The 18556-nt window shown below is 30.2% G+C and carries 19 protein-coding genes and 1 other RNA gene; 10 read left to right on the top strand and 10 right to left on the bottom strand.

What is annotated here, in order from left to right; genetic code table 11:
• Nucleotides 1-6: 6 nt before the first annotated feature.
• Entirely contained in the window at nt 7-1011 is a 1005-nt protein-coding gene (gene holA / locus G4L40_RS11045) for a DNA polymerase III subunit delta (protein ID WP_166237259.1), read from the bottom strand.
• Nucleotides 1012-1068: 57 nt separating this feature from the next.
• Between holA and G4L40_RS11050 the strand changes: the two genes are divergently transcribed.
• From G4L40_RS11050 to G4L40_RS11065, 4 genes are all read left to right on the top strand, one after another.
• Entirely contained in the window at nt 1069-1518 is a 450-nt protein-coding gene (locus G4L40_RS11050) for a type I restriction enzyme HsdR N-terminal domain-containing protein (RefSeq protein ID WP_166237260.1), read from the top strand.
• Nucleotides 1515-2510 (top strand): glycosyltransferase family 2 protein, encoded by a 996-nt coding sequence (locus tag G4L40_RS11055; RefSeq protein ID WP_166237261.1) that lies wholly within the window; start codon nt 1515-1517, stop codon nt 2508-2510. Before G4L40_RS11050 ends, G4L40_RS11055 begins: the two co-directional genes overlap by 4 nt.
• A 69-nt stretch (nt 2511-2579) precedes the next feature.
• Nucleotides 2580-3416, top strand: coding sequence for an OmpA/MotB family protein (locus G4L40_RS11060; protein WP_166237262.1), 837 nt, complete (start codon nt 2580-2582; stop codon nt 3414-3416).
• A gap of 168 nt (nt 3417-3584) precedes the next feature.
• Complete coding sequence (locus G4L40_RS11065) at nt 3585-4292, top strand: potassium channel family protein (RefSeq protein WP_166237263.1); 708 nt, start codon at nt 3585-3587, stop codon at nt 4290-4292.
• On the opposite strand, the gene kdsB is transcribed toward G4L40_RS11065, so the two are convergent.
• Together kdsB and G4L40_RS11075 are read right to left on the bottom strand one after the other, a co-directional pair.
• Nucleotides 4289-5017 (bottom strand): 3-deoxy-manno-octulosonate cytidylyltransferase, encoded by a 729-nt coding sequence (gene kdsB, locus G4L40_RS11070; RefSeq protein WP_166237264.1) that lies wholly within the window; start codon nt 5015-5017, stop codon nt 4289-4291. The two genes, G4L40_RS11065 and kdsB, sit on opposite strands and share 4 nt — an antisense overlap.
• 26 nt (nt 5018-5043) lie before the next feature.
• Complete coding sequence (locus G4L40_RS11075) at nt 5044-6468, bottom strand: ATP-dependent DNA helicase (protein WP_166237275.1); 1425 nt, start codon at nt 6466-6468, stop codon at nt 5044-5046.
• 122 nt (nt 6469-6590) lie between these two features.
• Here G4L40_RS11075 and G4L40_RS11080 point away from each other — a divergent pair, with 122 nt between their 5' ends.
• Complete coding sequence (locus G4L40_RS11080; protein WP_166237265.1) at nt 6591-7403, top strand: DUF3822 family protein; 813 nt, start codon at nt 6591-6593, stop codon at nt 7401-7403.
• On the top strand, nt 7400-7978 hold the full coding sequence (gene rsmD, locus G4L40_RS11085; protein ID WP_166237266.1) for a 16S rRNA (guanine(966)-N(2))-methyltransferase RsmD: 579 nt from the start codon (nt 7400-7402) through the stop codon (nt 7976-7978). Before G4L40_RS11080 ends, rsmD begins: the two co-directional genes overlap by 4 nt.
• Nucleotides 7979-7992: 14 nt before the next feature.
• Here the strand turns inward: rsmD and rnpB are convergent.
• An RNA gene (gene rnpB / locus G4L40_RS11090) (RNase P RNA component class A) lies at nt 7993-8316 on the bottom strand.
• Nucleotides 8317-8424: 108 nt separating this feature from the next.
• Between rnpB and dnaX the strand changes: the two genes are divergently transcribed.
• Nucleotides 8425-9498 carry a DNA polymerase III subunit gamma/tau gene (dnaX, locus tag G4L40_RS11095; protein WP_166237267.1) on the top strand — a complete coding sequence of 358 codons (1074 nt, stop codon included), beginning with the start codon at nt 8425-8427 and terminating at the stop codon, nt 9496-9498.
• 79 nt (nt 9499-9577) lie between these two features.
• Here the strand turns inward: dnaX and G4L40_RS13100 are convergent, their stop codons facing one another.
• Nucleotides 9578-9712, bottom strand: a complete 135-nt coding sequence (locus tag G4L40_RS13100) for a hypothetical protein (RefSeq protein WP_262886069.1) — start codon at nt 9710-9712, stop codon at nt 9578-9580.
• Between G4L40_RS13100 and G4L40_RS11100 the strand changes: the two genes are divergently transcribed.
• Complete coding sequence (locus tag G4L40_RS11100; protein ID WP_207785378.1) at nt 9696-10169, top strand: DNA polymerase III subunit gamma/tau; 474 nt, start codon at nt 9696-9698, stop codon at nt 10167-10169. The two genes, G4L40_RS13100 and G4L40_RS11100, sit on opposite strands and share 17 nt — an antisense overlap.
• 12 nt (nt 10170-10181) lie before the next feature.
• Here G4L40_RS11100 and G4L40_RS11105 read toward each other — a convergent pair whose 3' ends face one another.
• The 5 genes from G4L40_RS11105 to G4L40_RS11125 form a co-directional block, all read right to left on the bottom strand.
• Nucleotides 10182-10670 carry a hypothetical protein gene (locus G4L40_RS11105; protein ID WP_166237268.1) on the bottom strand — a complete coding sequence of 163 codons (489 nt, stop codon included), beginning with the start codon at nt 10668-10670 and terminating at the stop codon, nt 10182-10184.
• 80 nt (nt 10671-10750) lie between these two features.
• Nucleotides 10751-11212: an IS200/IS605 family transposase gene (tnpA, locus tag G4L40_RS11110; RefSeq protein ID WP_166237269.1), complete on the bottom strand. Its 462-nt coding sequence runs from the start codon at nt 11210-11212 to the stop codon at nt 10751-10753.
• Between the two features lie 181 nt (nt 11213-11393).
• On the bottom strand, nt 11394-12284 hold the full coding sequence (locus G4L40_RS11115) for a Ppx/GppA phosphatase family protein (protein ID WP_166237270.1): 891 nt from the start codon (nt 12282-12284) through the stop codon (nt 11394-11396).
• Nucleotides 12285-12299: 15 nt separating this feature from the next.
• Nucleotides 12300-14408 carry a polyphosphate kinase 1 gene (ppk1, locus tag G4L40_RS11120; RefSeq protein ID WP_166237271.1) on the bottom strand — a complete coding sequence of 703 codons (2109 nt, stop codon included), beginning with the start codon at nt 14406-14408 and terminating at the stop codon, nt 12300-12302.
• Nucleotides 14401-14892 carry a SixA phosphatase family protein gene (locus G4L40_RS11125; RefSeq protein WP_166237272.1) on the bottom strand — a complete coding sequence of 164 codons (492 nt, stop codon included), beginning with the start codon at nt 14890-14892 and terminating at the stop codon, nt 14401-14403. Before G4L40_RS11125 ends, ppk1 begins: the two co-directional genes overlap by 8 nt.
• Nucleotides 14893-15211: 319 nt before the next feature.
• Here G4L40_RS11125 and G4L40_RS11130 point away from each other — a divergent pair, with 319 nt between their 5' ends.
• On the top strand, nt 15212-15685 hold the full coding sequence (locus G4L40_RS11130; protein WP_166237273.1) for a hypothetical protein: 474 nt from the start codon (nt 15212-15214) through the stop codon (nt 15683-15685).
• Between the two features lie 11 nt (nt 15686-15696).
• Nucleotides 15697-18556 (top strand): hypothetical protein (locus tag G4L40_RS11135; RefSeq protein ID WP_166237274.1); only part of this gene is annotated, 2860 nt, incomplete at its 3' end.

Genomic DNA, 18556 nt, shown 5'->3' on the forward strand with positions numbered 1-18556 from the left:
AACTAATTAATTGAATATATGTATTAATAATTCTTTTAATAAATCGTGTTGACTCATCGATGAAGCTCCTACTCCTTTACTTTTAACATCAATATCTCTTAGAGCAGCAACAATTGCACTTACTTTTTTCATAGGATAATTTTTAAAGGCTATTTCATAATCTTTAATAAAATAGGGACTTACCTTAAGTACTTTAGCGGCATTAAACTGTGATTTGTCTTTTAATCCGTGATATTGCAGTAGTTGAGAGAAGAAACCAAAAACCAAACCAGTAGTTACAACTAATGGATTGTCTTTAGGGTTTTGAGCGAAATAATCTATGATTTGGTAGGCTTTAACTTGATTTTTTTCACCAATTGCCTTTCTTAATTCGAAATTATTATAATCTTTACTAAAACCTATGTTTTCTTCAATATCTTTAGGAGTAAACGTATGTCCTTTTGGTAAAATTATTTTAAGTTTATCCAATTCATTACTAATTTTTGATAAATCAGTGCCTAAAAACTCAACTAATATAGCAGCAGCTTTTGGTTCAATACTATAACCTTGCCCTGATAAAACTCTTTTAATCCAATCCCCTACTTGATTTTCATATAACTTCTTACTTTCATATACAACACCAACTTTATCTAATAGTTTTGTGATCTTTTTTCGTTTATCAAGTGTTTTATATTTGTATGCAAAAACTAATATTGTTGTTGGTTGCGGATTTTCAGCATAAGCTTCTAATTTATCAATATTTCTTGATAATTCTTGTGCTTCTTTAACAATAACCACTTGTCTATCAGCCATCATTGGATAACGTTTGGCATGAGAAACAACTTCTTCAATTGTGGTATCTCTCCCATAAATTGTCATCTGATTAAAACCTTTCTCGTCTTCAGAAAGCACATTATCATCAATAAAATCTGTTAATTTATCAATATAATAAGGCTCTTCCCCCATGAAAAAATAAATAGGTTTAAAATTCCCGGCTTTGATATCTTTTGTAATTTGAATTACTTCATCCATTCTTTATATGTATTCAGTGGCAGTTGGCAGTTAGTATAAAATAACTATTTTTGCTTCATGCAAAAGTTAAACTTTCCAGTTTATTCGTTTCGGTTCAAAAATAGCGAAAATAAAGTAGCTATCTTCGATGAAATTAGAAAAAAATTTATTCTTCTTACACCTGAGGAATGGGTACGTCAACACGTGGTTCAGTTTTTATTGCAAGATAAAAAATATCCTAAATCATACATTAATGTAGAAAAAGTAATTAAAATAAATAATTTAAGTAAACGATATGATGGTGTTGTATTTCAACCAAATGGAGAAATATTTTTATTGATTGAATGCAAAGCACCCGAAGTTCCTATTACACAAAATACGTTTGACCAAATTGCGCGTTATAATTTAGTTTTAAAAGCTAAATATTTAATGGTAACTAATGGTTTGAATCATTATTTTTGCCAAATGGATTTTGAAAATGAGAAATATGTTTTCTTGAAAGAATTGCCAGAATATTCAAATCAATGAAAAAAATAGCAGTAGTCATATTAAATTGGAACGGAGTTAAATTATTAGAACAATTTTTACCTTCGGTAATAGCATATTCTGATCAAGCCTCTATTTATGTAGCTGATAACGCTTCAACTGATGCTTCTATTGAAGTGATTCAAAACCAATTTCCATCAGTTAAAATTATTCAAAATACAGGTAATTTTGGTTTTGCAAAAGGTTATAACGAAGCCTTGAAATATGTTGAAGAAGAATATTATGCTCTAGTAAATTCCGATATTGAAGTTACTAAAAATTGGCTTGCTCCTATTTTAGAAATTTTTGAAACCCAACCTGAAACAGCAATCATTCAACCTAAACTTTTAGATTTTAAAAGTAAAACACATTTTGAATATGCTGGAGCTGCAGGTGGATTTGTTGATAAATTTGGTTACCCTTTTTGTCGTGGACGAATTTTTGACACAATTGAAGAAGATAAAAACCAATATGATGATGAAATAGAAATTTTTTGGGCAACCGGAGCTTGTTTCTTTATTCGAAAAGAAGTGTATCGTAAATTAAATGGTTTTGACGATACTTTTTTTGCGCATCAGGAAGAAATTGATTTGTGTTGGCGAGCATTTAACTTTGGTTATAAAGCAAAATACACTTCAAAATCAATTGTTTATCATGTGGGTGGAGCCACTTTAAATGAAGGTAATCCAAAGAAAACATTTTTGAATTTTAGAAACTCTTTGCTAATGTTGACAAAGAATTTACCAAAAAAACAATTAATCCCTATTATTTTTATACGTTTGTGTTTAGATGGTTTAGCAGGTATTCAATTTATTTTGAAAGGAAAATTCAAACATTGCTGGGCAATTGTTAAAGCCCATTTTGCATTTTATTTACTTGTGAATCAATTTTATAAAAAAAGAACACCCCTACAGAGAAATAATTATTTTAAAATAAACAGTATCGTTTATCGCTATTTTGTCAAGAATGGCAAGGTGTTTGCTGATTTGTTTTAACAATAGTTTATGTATAAAAATTTCGTGTACTTAAACTTCCTTTTTAAATTTGTAAAAAATTATTATCTCATGAAAAAAGTAATGTTAATCATCACTTTAGTTTCTATGTCGTTTACATCGTGTGTTTCAAAAAAGAAATTCACAGAATTAGAAGCTAAAAACAAGGAAATTCAAGATTTATTAAACACAGCAACCATCAAATTAAACACTTGTTTAACTGAAAAAGATGCCTTAAGTAGTCAAGTTGAATATTTAAAGAAAAATAACTCTGATTTAATCAATAGTTCGAAAGAGTTAACTGTTTTAACTACTAAAGGAGCAGAAAATCTTGAAAAATCGTTAGAAAGTTTAAAAGAGAAAGATTTAAAAATCAACCGCTTGCAAGATGCTTTAACTAAAAAAGATAGTGTAACTTTAGCTTTAGTAACAAGTTTAAAACGCGAAGTAGGAATTGACGACCCAGACATTAATATCAATGTTGAAAAAGGAGTTGTTATGATTTCAATTGCTGATAATTTATTATTCAAATCTGGAAGTTATGAAGTAAGCGACAGAGCTAAAGGTGTTTTAGCTAAAGTTGCTAAAGTAATCAATAGCAAACCAGATTTTGAATGTATGGTTGAAGGACATACCGATGATGTGCCTATCAAAAATGCAGTATTATTAGACAACTGGGATTTATCGGTAAAAAGAGCTACTTCTATTGTAAGGGTTTTACAAAAAGATTTAGGTGTTAATCCTAAACAATTAATTCCTGCTGGTAGAAGTTCATATATTCCATTAGTTGAAAATAATACACCAACAAATAGAGCAAAAAATAGAAGAACACGTATCATAATCATGCCAAAAATTGATCAGTTTTATGATATGTTAGAGAAAGAGATGAAAAATTTAGAAGGAAAATAATCCAACATTTTTTTTTGAGAATTAACCCATAAATGAGACTAAATAATTGCAGTTTCGTTTATGGGTTTTTTCGTTTTAATTGATTAAATTTGTAAGAGATAGCGTTAAGCTTTTAACAAGAATTATAAACTTGATTATTGTTCCTATAATTTCGATAAAAATAACCTAATGAACTCCATTTTAAGAAAATTATTAGTTGGAAAAGTTTCTAGAAGTTATGTCCCTAAATACAATCCTATTCAGAAACGAATTTTAAATATCAAATCCATATGGAATAACGACCATCAAGATGATAATGGAATTGAAAAAATTGTTCGTTTATTGCTTTCTGGTTCTCAATTGTTGTTTCCTGGTATTTATATTAAATATTTTGCCTGTAAAAAAGGGTATGAATATCAAGATTTGGCGTTAGATTTTTATGTGCTAGCTAAAGTTTTATTTCCTATTTTAATCTTAATAAATGAATGGCAAAGTAATACCTATATTGTTTGGATATTAGTCTATTTATTACTTGAAACGGTTTTGTATATTCCAACACTAATTTTTGCTTCAGATTTGTTTTCACGACCTCGCTCATACAAACGTTCTATGCTACTTCTCTTTTTTAATTATATAGAAATTGTAGTTTCGTTCGGTGTTTTATATACCATTGGAGATAATATGAATAAACCTTTTGAACATTGGTTTGATTCTATATATTTTAGCGTCGTTAGTTCAAACTCTATTGGTTTTGGTGATTATTATCCAATAACAACATTTGGAAAAGTTCTAGTGAGTTTACAAGCAATGTTCTTTTTATCTTTTGTAATTTTATTTTTGAATTTTTTCTCTACAAAAGTAAAAAGCAAAGGATATTTTGAAGATGCAGAAAATTAAGCTAATAATTTTCGAGCTTTTTCTAAATCTTCAACAGTATCAATTCCAATACTTCCATGAGTGGTTTCGATCATTTTAATACGTTTTCCGTATTCTAAATAGCGAAGTTGTTCTAGTTTTTCGGATGCTTCTAAAGATAACATGGGTAAGCTGTAGAAATCCATTAATGCTTGTTTTCTAAAGGCGTAAATTCCTATATGTTTCATATAACGAACACCCACATTTTCTTCTCGTGGAAAAGGAATTACCGAACGTGAAAAGTATAATGCAAAACCTTTCTGATCTGTAATTACTTTTACATTATTTGGGTTACTAATTTCCTTTTTATCTTTTATTTGAAACATTAACGAACCTAAATCTACTTTTTTATCAGTATCATTTTTGAAAACCTCGATCAGTTGTTCTAATGGTTTTTTATCTATAAAAGGCTCGTCTCCTTGTACATTGATTACGACATCAACAGCCATATTTTCAACGGCTTCTGCAATTCTGTCGCTTCCACTTTCGTGTTCTTTTATTGACATAATTGCTTTACCTCCATTCAAATTAATTTCGTTAAAAATCAAATCCGAATCGGTAACTACGAATACATCATCAAATAATTGAGTATTTACTGCCGCTTCATACGTTCGTAATATTACAGTTTTACCACACAAATCTTGCATCAATTTTGCAGGAAAACGTGTAGAGGCATAACGAGCAGGTATAACAGCGATGATTTTCATAGTTTAGATTTTATAGTGCAAAAGTATTAATTTTTAAAATATTCGTCCTTAAATCCAATTAAATATAGTTTTTCTTCAGCTCTAGTTATCGCGGTATACAGCCAACGCACATAATCAACATCGATTCCGTCAGGCAAATATGGTTGTTCTACAAAAACTGTTTTCCATTGTCCTCCTTGCGATTTATGACAGGTAATGGCATAAGAAAATTTAACTTGTAAAGCGTTAAAGTACTCGTTTTCCTTTACCCTTTGTAATTTTTTATATTGCAATCGTTCGTCTTCATAATCCAATAGAACTTCTTGATACAATTTATTTGATTCTTCATAAGTTAGTGATGGTGATTCGCTCATAATGGTATCTAACATCAAAATGGTATCAAATGGTGCCTGATTTGGATAATCGACCATTCTGATTTTTACTGTTGCAAATTTGAATCCATAGAGTTCTTGAATTTTTCTAATTTCTAAAATTTCTATAATGTCTCCATTAGCAATAAAACCAGCTTCCGATTCTTCTTTTAACCAGAAATAATTGTTTTTTACCACCATTAAATAATCACCCGTAGCTATTTCGCTTTCTTTTGACAAAATTGAAGCCCTAATTTGCTGATTATATTGGTTAGCTCTTTTATTTGAACGAACAATAAAAACCGTATCTTCTAAGCCATAATTATCATACGCACCATGAATTGCATCTTGAATATCATAACCATCTTGCAAACGAACAATATCTTTAAATCCTTTCAAATCAAACTGAAATGTATCAATAAAATGTGAATGTAATAATTCACGTAATTGTGTAGCATTATATAAAATTCCAGACGTTTCTGCTTGGCGCATTACTTCATCTAATTCAATATGTTGCACGTTTTTTTGGTAATGCAACGATAATGTATCGATATCCAAAGCTGGACTTATTGTCATATTCACTGGTGGTAATTGAGCAGTATCACCTATGAGCAATAATTTACAATTTTTACCAGCTTCTACATAGAAAAATAAATCATCTAAAAGCGATCCATTCTCATATAATTTTGAATCTTGAGAAGTATCCGAAATCATGGAAGATTCATCAACAATGAAAATTGTATTTTTGAATTTATTTTGTTGTAACGTAAAGCTTACACCTCCTGTTTTATTTTTTTTAGGAAAATAAATTCGCTTGTGAATTGTAAAAGCAGGCTTTCCAGAATAATTACTGATAACTTTTGCGGCGCGTCCAGTTGGGGCTAATAGAACACATTTCATTTCTACTTCTTGCAATTGATTAATTACATTAGAAATTATGGTAGTTTTACCTGTCCCAGCATAACCTTTTAAAACAAAAATTTCATCGTTTGATTTGTTTAAAAGAAAATCTGCAATTTTTTGAAAAAAAATATCCTGTTTTGCAGTAGGCTGAAACAGAAAATTTTTGTGCAGAATCTTATAAAACAAAGAAGAAGTTATCATTAATAAGGAATGTCTTTAATAATTATCAAATATAGTGTTGATTTTTGAAAGAAAAGAGATATCATTCGAAAAAAATTGTAGCTTTGCCTATATATTTTATTGATTAAGGTAAGGCATTTATGGTAATTTCATCTAGTGATATCACTCAAAAAACATATAAAAAATTAGTCATTCAAGTTGCTTTGAATACTTTTTCTTTTTGTGTATTTGATTTAATTACAAATAAAGTATTGCACACACAAGTACTTAATTTAGAGAAGAATAAAGTAATTGAAGAGCAACTTTGGCGTGCTTTTGTGGATTATCCAATACTAACCAAAAATTATGATGAAGTAGTTGTTTTACATAACAATAATTTGAATGCTTTTGTGCCTTCATCTCTTTTTGACCCGCACTTTTTAGCAAGTTATTTACAATACAATACAAAGGTTTTTGAGACCGATTTTTTTGCATATGATGTTATTGCTCCTTATGAAATTAATAATGTTTATGTGCCTTTCATGAATATTAATAATTTTTTATTAGATCAATTTGAAAGTTTTGATTACAAGAATAGTAATTCAATATTGGTAAAAAAATGTATTGATTTTTCAAAAAACAAAGAAGAAAAGCAAGTATTTGTTCATATTCAAAAAGAACATTTTGAAATTGTAGTTGTTAGAAATCAAGAACTTATTTTGTTTAATTCATTTCATTATTCAACTGCCGAAGATTTTATTTATTATTTACTATTTACTTGCGAACAATTGCAATTGAACCCAGAAACTATAAATGTTCAACTCTTTGGAGACTGTGTAGCAGATGATGCAAATTTCAAAATTGCTTATACATATATCCGTAATTGTTCATTGTTAGATGTTTCGCACTTAACTAATGGTTTTGATGCAACAGAAAATGCAATTAGAAATCACTTTACACTCTATCATTCATGAGAATTATATCCGGAAAACATAAAGGTCGTCGATTAGTAGCTCCAAAAAATTTACCAGTTCGTCCTACAACTGATATGTGTAAGGAATCATTATTTAATATTTTAAATAATTACTTCAATTTTCATGGATTAAAAGTATTGGATTTATTTTCTGGTACTGGTAATATCAGTTACGAGTTTGGTTCTAGAGGAGCAGGTCCTATTACTAGTGTTGATGGTGATTTTGGTTGTGTAAATTTCATTAAAAAAACAGCAACCGAATTAGATTTAGACATTACTGCCATTAAAAGTGATGTTTTCAAATTTTTAGAAAAAAATAAATCGAGTTACGATATTATTTTTGCTGATCCTCCTTACGATTTAAGTCAGCAAGATTTTGAAAAAATTATCCAACTTATTTTTGAAAATGAACTTTTAGACGAAGAAGGAATGTTAATTGTAGAACATTCAAAACACACCAAATTAGAACATATGACTAATTTTTCTTTTTCAAAAAATTATGGTGGTTCTGTATTCTCCTTTTATGAATTTGAAAGCGACAAAGAAGAAGATTTTGAGGACGAAGATGAAGGTTAATAGCCTTACAAAATAAAAAAAGCAGACCTATAAGCCGGATTCTGTCTCCGATAAATCGGATCCTTATCATTTATCTAGACTATACATTACTATATAGTTCAAGCTGCCTACCCTTCAGCATCGGACGAGTAGCCCTTATTTTGATTGCTCAAAAACTGCTGATATACTTGACATTTCACCGCATAGAGTTTACCTGGTTTCACTACAGCATTATCTGTACATACTTTCTGTTGCACTTGTCCTCGTTTTTCAACGGACGGGCGTTACCCGCTATGCTACTCTTTGGTGTCCGGACTTTCCTCCCATGCATACACACGGACGATAAGGCGGTCTGCGGTGCAAATGTATCAATTACGAATTAAAAATTACGAATTAATACCAATTTTTAAACATTTAAGCTTTTAAACATTTAAACTTTTACTTACATTTGTGATTCAATACAAGCTATGGAACAATTTATAGTATCAGCTCGAAAATATCGTCCGCAAACATTTAAAGATGTTGTCGGTCAACAAGCCATTACTAATACATTGTTAAATGCTATAGAAACCAATCACTTAGCTCAAGCTTTATTGTTTACTGGACCTCGTGGTGTGGGAAAAACAACTTGTGCTCGTATTTTAGCACGAAAAATCAATCAAGAAGGTTATGATGATCCTTATGAAGATTTTTCATTCAATGTTTTTGAATTAGATGCTGCTTCTAATAATGGTGTAGATGATATTCGTAGTATTATCGATCAAGTTAGAATACCGCCACAAACAGGAAAATATAAAGTTTATATTATTGACGAGGTGCACATGCTTTCGCAAGCTGCTTTTAACGCTTTCTTAAAAACATTAGAAGAACCACCTAAGCATGCCATTTTTATTTTGGCAACTACGGAAAAACACAAAATTATTCCAACGATTTTATCACGTTGTCAAATATTTGATTTCAAAAGAATTACCGTTAAAGACGCCAAAGAACATTTAGCCGAAATTGCTAAAGAACAGGGTGTTGCTTTTGAAGATGATGCATTACACATTATTGCTCAAAAAGCAGATGGTGCAATGCGTGATGCTTTGTCAATTTTTGATAGAGTTGTTTCTTATTGCGGTAAAAATCTTACTAGACAAGCCGTTACCGAAAATTTAAATGTATTAGATTTTGAATATTACATCAAAATCACCGATTTAATTTTAGAAAATAAAATTCCAGATTTATTAGTTGCTTACAATGATATTTTAGCAAAAGGCTTTGATGGACATCATTTTATTGCTGGTTTGGCTTCACATTTTAGAGATTTATTAGTGTGTAAAAATCCAGCTACTTTACCTTTGTTAGAAGCTGGTGAACAAGCACAAGCTTTATATGCTGCACAATCGCACAAAGCAATGCACGATTTCCTGATAAAAGGAATTGAATTGGCAAACGAATGTGATTTGAAATTTAAAGTCAGTCAAAATCAACGACTTTTAGTTGAACTTTGTTTGATGCAATTAGCCTCTATCACTTTTGATGGAGAAAAAAAAAAGTAGCTAAATTTATCATTCCGGCTACTTATTTTAAAAACAACTCCTACTCTATTGTTGAAGTTCAAAACACGATTCCTCAAATTCAGAATGAAAAGCCTATTGTAGTAAATGAACCTGTTGCAACAACTGAAGTTACAGTTGAAGAGCCAGTAATTGAAAATGTAGTAATTCCTGATGTTCCCAAACCTGTACTTACTAATTTGAATGTAACGGGCACTAAGGTTTCGGCGCTTTCATTAGCTAGTATTAAGGCTAAAAAAGAATTAGAAGCACAACAGCAACACCATCAAAAACATAGAGAAGAATTGCCTTCTGAAGCGTTTAACGAAACCGATATGTTATTGCAATGGAATAAGTTTGCCCAAAAAATGACGGATACTGGCAAACGTTTATTAGCAACATACATGCAAATGAACGATCCAACTTTAAACGGAACCATAATTACTTTAGAACTTCCTAATCAAAGTACTAAAGAAGAATTTTTAACCGGTTGTCATGAATTATTAGGTTATTTGAGAGGAAAACTACACAACCACGATATTACCATAGAAGTTGTTGTAAATGAAACAGTTGAAAACAAATATGCTTTTACACCACAAGAAAAATTTGAACGATTAAAACAAATTAATCCAACTATTGAATTGTTGAGAAAGGCGTTTGATTTGGATGTTTAAGGAAAATAATTTTTAATTATCTGAAGTTTTTCCAATTGAGCCAATTACAGTTGCATAATTATTGTCCGCTAGGTAATCATAATCTTTATCTCGTGCAACTTTATTAATTTTCTTCAATTGAATGCTTTCTGTTTCACTTACATTTTTGCCACTTAAAGAATTAATATCGACTTTGTTGTGAGTAATAATGGTTATAATGTTTTTATCGTCATAAAAATTAAAAACTTCATTTATAGAATCTTCATTAAAACCATTTTGAGAGGCTGTGAGAACGTTTATTGTATCTCCTGTTTTTTGTGAAATTACAATTAAATGATAATAATATTTTCTTGCCTGATTTTCATCAGGTCCATTTGAAGTGTATAAAAGCTTTACTTCTTCGTTATCTGAAAGGGCACTTTTTTCAATTTTAAATTTATTAATGTTCCAAAAATCATATTTTTCTTTACAACTTATTAAAATAAATGAAAAGATTAATATGGTGAAATAAATTTTTCTCATTTTATTAATTTTAAATCCCGTTAGGGATGAAATATTGGTAACTAATAACTAACCGTTTCTAAAATCCCGTAGGGATGACATCAAATAAGCTCTTTAAAAATGTAACGTTCATCATAATCCACTTCAAAAGCTTCTAAAAACTCTAAATATTCTTCTTGAAATGATTTTGTTTTATGACGTTCTTCTTGATTCTGAATATAATTGATTACATTTTGAACATGTGATTTGGAATACGAAAATGCTCCGTAACCTTCTTGCCATTCAAATTTAACCTTCAAAAACTTTTTTTCGTTAATCCATTTAGATGAATTGGCTTTAATGATTTGCATTAATTCGGAAATGGATTGTGTTGGACGCATTCCGATTAAAATATGAATGTGATCCGACATTCCGTTTATAGCTAATAACTTATGATTATTTGCTTTAATAATTCCTGTAATATATTGGTATAATTCATCTTTGAATGACGAATGAATTAATCCGTTTCGATATTTTACCGCAAAAACAAATTGGATGTGAATTTGTGTGTATGTGTTTGCCATAAATAAATATTATTTTCGATTGTTGATACCGATATGTCGCCCTTAAATCTACCAATATATCGTCCCTACGGGACTCGATTAACCAATTATTTTTTTATCTACCGAGATGACGTCCCTACGGGACTTGTGCTGATTTCTAATTTTTTTATCTACCGAGATGTCGTCCCTTCGGGACTAATTATTATATCTTCCCATAATACATCGCTTTCACGATACCATCGGATAACCCAATTTTTGGTACATAAATATGTCTTGCTCCACTCCATTTCATGGCATTAAGATAAATTCTTGTTGCTGGAATAATTACGTCAGCTCGGTCTGGATTTAAACCTAAGTCGGCAATGCGCTGTTCATATGTCATGCTATTCAATTTTTGATATTGCGATTGCACATACATATATGATAAAGGCTTATCTTGGTTTTTTTCAGACAATTTGAATAATTTATTAATATTTCCACCTGAACCAATTAGAGTAATATTTTCAAACGGTTCTGTGTTAGTCTTTATCCATTTTTCAATTTCTTGCCAAACGATATCAGAAACCATATTGTTCAACAAGCGAACTGTTCCGTTTTTGAAGGATTTTGAAGCAATAATTTTTCCTTCAAAAAACAAAGAAAATTCAGTACTTCCACCACCTACGTCTACATACAAATAGGCTTTATCAGAATTAATAAACTGAGTTAAATCGGAAGCCGCAATAATAGCAGCTTCTTTTTTACCATCTATAATATCAATTTTTATATCTGCTTTTTTTCTAATGATCTCAACTACTTCTTTGCCATTATATGCTTCTCTCATTGCAGAAGTTGCACACGCTTGGTATTTTTCAACTTTGTGTACTTTCATTAATAATTTAAAGGCTTTCATGGCATCAACCATTCTATCAATGTTTTCTTCTGTAATTTCGCCTACAGTAAATGCATCTTGTCCTAAACGAATAGGTACACGTACCAAGGAACTTTTATTAAATTGTGGTGCACAATCATCTTGCTCTACGATATTTGTAACTAATAATCTCATGGCATTAGAACCAATATCAATAGCAGCATATTTTTTTATTGTAATCATTTGATAATTATAGGGTTATTCAACTTTTTCAGCAATTACATCCAACTTTTTTTGGTAATAATTGTACATTTCTAATTGTGCTCTAAATGGTTTTTCATCGCCTCGTTTTCTATACTTATTTAGTAAATCATCAGAATGAATTCGGGCTTTCACATTTGCTTTCCAGCCAATTTCAAATGTTTCTATCAGTTCTTTTTTGATATCTTCATCATAAATTGGGCAAGTAACTTCTACCCTAGCATCTAGATTTCGAGTCATAAAATCAGCAGAAGAGATAAAAACATCTGGATCACCACCATTGGCAAAAATATAAATACGTGAATGCTCAAGATAATTATCCACAATACTAATTGCTTCAATATTTTCGCTCAATCCTTTTACACCAGGAATTAAACAACAAATACCTCTAACAATTAATTGAATTTTAACTCCAGCATTACTTGCTTCATATAATTTATCAGTCATTTTAAAGTCTGAAATGCTATTCATCTTTAATTTAATAAAAGCTTCTTTGCCTAAAAGAGCATTAGATATTTCTCTTTCAATTAACTTATTAAATTTTCCTCTTGTATAATGTGGCGAAACGATTAAGTGTTTATAACGATGTACTCGATAATTTACATCAAAGAAATCAAAGATTTTAGCGGCATCTTTTAGAATTTCTGTGTTACTGGTAAATAAGGTAACATCGGTATATACTTTTGCTGAATTTTCATTAAAATTACCAGTAGATATTAAGCCATAACGTTTCACTTTTCCTTCTTCAATACGTTCGATAACACATATTTTACTGTGTACTTTTAATCCTTTTACTCCAAAAATCAATTCAATTCCTTCCGTTTGCATTTGTTCAGAATATGAAATATTGCTTTCTTCATCAAAACGGGCTTGTAGCTCAATTTGAACTGTTACTTTTTTACCATTTTTAGCAGCATTTATCAATGAACTTACAATTTGAGAATTTTTAGCTAATCGATATAGCGTGATTTTAATTGAAGCAACTTTTGGATCCAAAGCAGCTTCTCTTAAGAACTTGATGATGTATGAAAAAGATTGATATGGAGCGTAAAGTAGATAATCTTTCTTTTTGATTTTCTCTAAAATACTACCTTCTAGCGACAAGCCAGTAATTGGCAATGGAACATTAGAACGATAAAGTAAATCATAACGTCCTAAATTTGGAAAACTCATATAATCTCTACGATTATGATATCTTCCTCCAGGAATAATACTATCAGAACTATCGATTTTCATACCTTTTAAGAAAAATTCTAAGGTGTCTTTTCCAATAGCTTGATCATATACAAAGCGCACAGGTTCGCCTACACGTCTGTCTTTAACGGAAGAAGATATTTTTTCAATTAGAGATTTACTCAAATCACTATCAAATTCTAACTGAGCATCTCGAGTAATTTTAATCATGTGAGCTGAAATGCTTTCATAATTAAAAATATTGAATATATTGTTTAGATTATAGCGTATAACATCGTCTAATAGAATAATATACTGTTTTTCTGAATTTGAAGGAAGTACTACAAAACGATTAATAGTATTAGGAATTTCAACAACGGCATATCGAATTTCTTTGTTTGCAAATACTTTATCAACTATAGAATTTGACTCCGATTTCATGATTAATTTAACTGCCAAATATCCAGATGTATCTTTCAATAAAGGAAATTCATCTAAATCATTTAACATGATAGTTACTACTGCAGGACTTACCTTTTGTATAAAATAATCGTGAATAAAATCTTCTTGTTCTTTAGAAATATCTTTTTCATTAATGATGAAAATATTTTCTTTTTCAAGTTTTTTTTCAATTTCACTAAGAATGCGTAGACTTTCAGATTGCTGTTCAATTACGATTTCTGTAATTTCTTTTAATAATTGCTCTGCAGAAACACCTAATATTTTTTCAGTTTCTGCATTTTCATGACTCATGCGTCGAATAGCTGCATATCTTACTCTAAAAAATTCATCTAAGTTATTGGAAAAAATCCCTAAAAACCTAAATCTATCTAATAAAGGAACATTCTCATCATTAGCTTCTTGAAGTACTCTCGCATTAAATGTTAACCAGCTTTTTTCTCGGTCTATATAACTATTATGTGTATTATTCATCTTTAAAATGGCTTGGAAATAAAGTTCTAATTGTTTTTCCTTTGCCTAAATTTGACCAATCGTTGCTATCAAATTCAATAGCAACGACTCCACTTGTAGGAACATTATCAATTTTTAGGTCTCCAAATTTATTAACAAAATTTGTAATAGCTTCATTATGTCCAAAAAGAATTAGATTATTGTGCTCATTTTTACACTTTTTTATCGCTAAATGCAATTTTTTCTGATCAAAAGTGTATAACTCATCTGAAAAATGAATCGTTTCAATAGGAATTGATAAATATTGCGAAAAAATATAAGCGGTTTCTCTTGTACGTTTAGCAATACTAGACCAAACTATATATGATTTAGGCAAAATAGAAACTGTTTTAGCTGCAATAAGATGCGCGTTTTTAACTCCTTTGGCTGAAATAGAACGATCAATATCTTGAACTGGTGCATCCCAACTTGACTTTGCATGTCTGATTAAAATTAAGTTTTTCATTGTATCTACTTTAGAAAAGTAAATTACTCAATTTAATTGATGTACACAAAACTGATTTGTTCAAATTTGAGTTAGTTAATAGATTTTTTTATACACTTTGTCGAAAAACTTCTACAAGACGATTGTAGTTTGCTGTTTTTAAGTAATTTAGCATAGTGATTTTATTTATAATTTAAAATTTTAACGTAATTATTTAAAATAAATCATAAAAAAGATTTAGCCCCTAAAAATCTTCTAAAATTTTAACTTTATAATTTTCTGTCCCCTTAACTAACCTTTAGAACACTTGCTATAATTCTAAATTTAAAAAATTAGTATTATGGAAAGTTTTTCAAAATTCAAATGTCATTTAGTAATGGCATTATTTTTCTTCATAAGTTTTGCTCCATGCAATGCACAACAGATTCATAAATACAATGACTCTAATAGCATTGATTCGCAAAGTAAAATGGCAGATTTAGATAAAAAAATTAATTCACTTTTAAATTCTAAAGACGTTTTATTTTTTAAAAACCAACAAAGTGCATCTAAATTTGAAATTTTAGATATTGATTATATAGATTTATCAAGCATAAATCAAGTTTCTAAAAACAAATTATTTTCTGTCAAATATTGCATCGTACGAATTGCAGAAAGTACTACAATTGATTTAAATTATCTAAATCAACTTTCAAATTTAGAATTAGTGCATTTAATCATAGAGGCAGATACAGCTTCTATGAATATCCCATCAATAATAACAATGTCAAATCCAAACATAGTTATTTCTTATCAAATAAGTATTCCACAATAAAATAGTGCAAAATGAAGATGAAAAATTACTTTTTAAAAGTTTTATACAGCAAAGAATCACTACTTTATAGTTTATTCTTTTTGTTTCTTGGAATTGGCGGAATTGCTCAAGTTAGGGTAAATTTTACACCAAGAGAACCAGAGGCTAGTCCTACAACATCAATTTATCATGTAAAAGGAGATTTTTCTTTAATAGGAAATACGAATTTGACATTGAATAATTATGATAACAATGAACCCAATAGCAACAACAATATGATTTATGTTGATGTTGATAGCGATGCAAATACATTCAATTCATCAAGCTCAAACTTGACTTTTTCAACAGAGAATGGAGCAATTCCAGAGTGTTCTAAAATTGTTTTTGCAGGATTATATTGGACAGGTAGAGCTTCAAACGGTTCAAACAGCCCTGATACATTTAGTGTTACAAAAAATTCTATTACCAAAACATTTAATAAAAGAAAAGTTCAATTAAAAGGGCCTTTATCAACATCATATACAGAAGTTACTGCTAATACCAATGATATTTATTATCCTCAAAATAATGATGGATTTATGTATTCAGCATTTGCCGAAATTACGGACTATGTAAAAACAAATGGTTTAGGACAATATACTGTTGCAGATATAGCTTTAATAGAAGGAAATGGTGGTGGAACTGGTTATTATGGAGGTTGGGGAATCATTGTCGTATATGAAAATTCAAAAATGAAATGGAGAGATATTACAGTTTTTGATGGTCATGCTTACGTTCAAGGAAGTACAACAATTAGTCATCAAATTCCTATATCTGGATTTAATGCTGTTCAAACTGGTCAAGTAAATGTAAAATTAGGACTAATGGCAGGTGAAGGTGATCGCAGCATTAGTGGTGATTATTTTAATATTCTTCGATCAAGTGATAATAATTGGCAAGCATTAAGCCATGGTGGAAATTCCACTGGTAATTTTTTCAATTCATCAATTCAAACGGGTGGAAATACTAGAAATCCTAATTTATTGAACAATACAGGATTAGATATTTCTATGTTTAATATTCCAAATCCAAGTAATAGTGTTATTGCTAATAACCAAACATCTACCACTTTACGATATGGCTCCACTCAAGATACCTATGTTATTTTTATGGCTGCTATGGCTGTTGACGCATATATTCCTGATGCAGAAGGATTAATGTCTTTAATAACCATTAATGGTCAACCACCATCTAGTTCTCTAACTGTATTACCAGGTGAAGAAATAGAATATTCTATAAAAATACTAAATGAAGGTACTGAAGCAATCAATAATGCTCAAATAAAAATTGCAATTCCTTATATTGCCAACTTTGTCAACGGAAGTCAAGTCGGAACAATAAATTTTTCACCTTTACCTACACCAAATAATTTATATTTTAATCCAACTTTAGGCGGTAATGGAACTCTAATATGGGATATTGGTACACTACCTGTTCCTGCAAACTCATCGGATATTTTAGGCGAATTAAAATATAAAATTAAAATTACCGAAGATTGTTTCTTATTAAAAAATCCAAACTGTATTCCTGTTGCATCATTGCATGGATTTATTAATGGTATTGGAGCAATTACAGGAATTCCAATTATTGATAAACCATTTATTCAAGGATATCAAACTTCTGGACTATGTTTAGGAGATCCAATTACCGATCCTATTAAAGTAACAATTGATGCTACAGATTTTATCAATCAAAATTGTCAAAATACGGTAACAGAACTTAGTTTCAATTATTGTGGCAGTTCTGTTGTTATTCCATTTAATTTAATTGCATCCTATTATCCTAACGGCACTCGATTTTATAACAGTTATCCTATAACAATTGCATCTACAGAATACACTAGTTCAAATCCTTTTCCAAATACACCAGGCGGCGTAAATTATTATGCGGTTCCACCCAATGCAAATGGTTGCTATTTTATGTTTACAATTTTCATCAATGATGTACCAATAATAACTGCACCTACAGCAACTACAATAAATGGTTGTGGTACAAGTGCTATAAATCCTTTACCTTTCAGTACAACTCCTATATCGATTACACTACAAGACTTTATCAATGCTGGTGGAACTGTTTCTAATAATTCTCTAAGCTATACTATTACATACTCAGATGTTGCTACAGGAAGTTGTCCATTATTAGTAAATAGAACTTATTCTATATCAACATCTTGTATTTCACTTAATTTTACACAAACATTTACAATTTCTGATACCACTGCGCCAACATTCGATATGGTAATTCCTGCAGATGTAACAGCAGAGTGTAATGCTATTCCAACAGCTGCAGTGATTACTGCCTCAGATAATTGTGATAGTGCTGTTTCGGTTGTTTTTACTGAAACCACTACAGCAGGTACTTGTGCTAATTCATATACCTTAACACGTACTTGGACAGCTACTGATGTTTGTGGAAACTCTGTATCGGATTCACAAGTAATTACTGTGCAAGATACCACTGCGCCAACATTCGATATGGTAATTCCAGCAGATGTAACAGCAGAGTGTAATGCTATTCCAACTGCTGCAGTGATTACTGCTTCAGATAATTGTGATAGTGCCGTTTCGGTTGTTTTTACTGAAACCACTACAGCAGGTACTTGTGCTAATTCATATACCTTAACACGTACTTGGACAGCTACTGATGTTTGTGGAAACTCCGTATCGGATTCACAAGTAATTACTGTGCAAGATACCACTGCGCCAACATTCGATATGGTAATTCCAGCAGATGTAACAGCAGAGTGTAATGCTATTCCAACTGCTGCAGTGATTACTGCTTCAGATAATTGTGATAGTGCCGTTTCGGTTGTTTTTACTGAAACCACTACAGCAGGTACTTGTGCTAATTCAT

Origin of the sequence: Flavobacterium celericrescens (genome assembly GCF_011392075.1) — a bacterium.
Taxonomy (GTDB): Bacteria; Bacteroidota; Bacteroidia; order Flavobacteriales; family Flavobacteriaceae; genus Flavobacterium; species Flavobacterium celericrescens.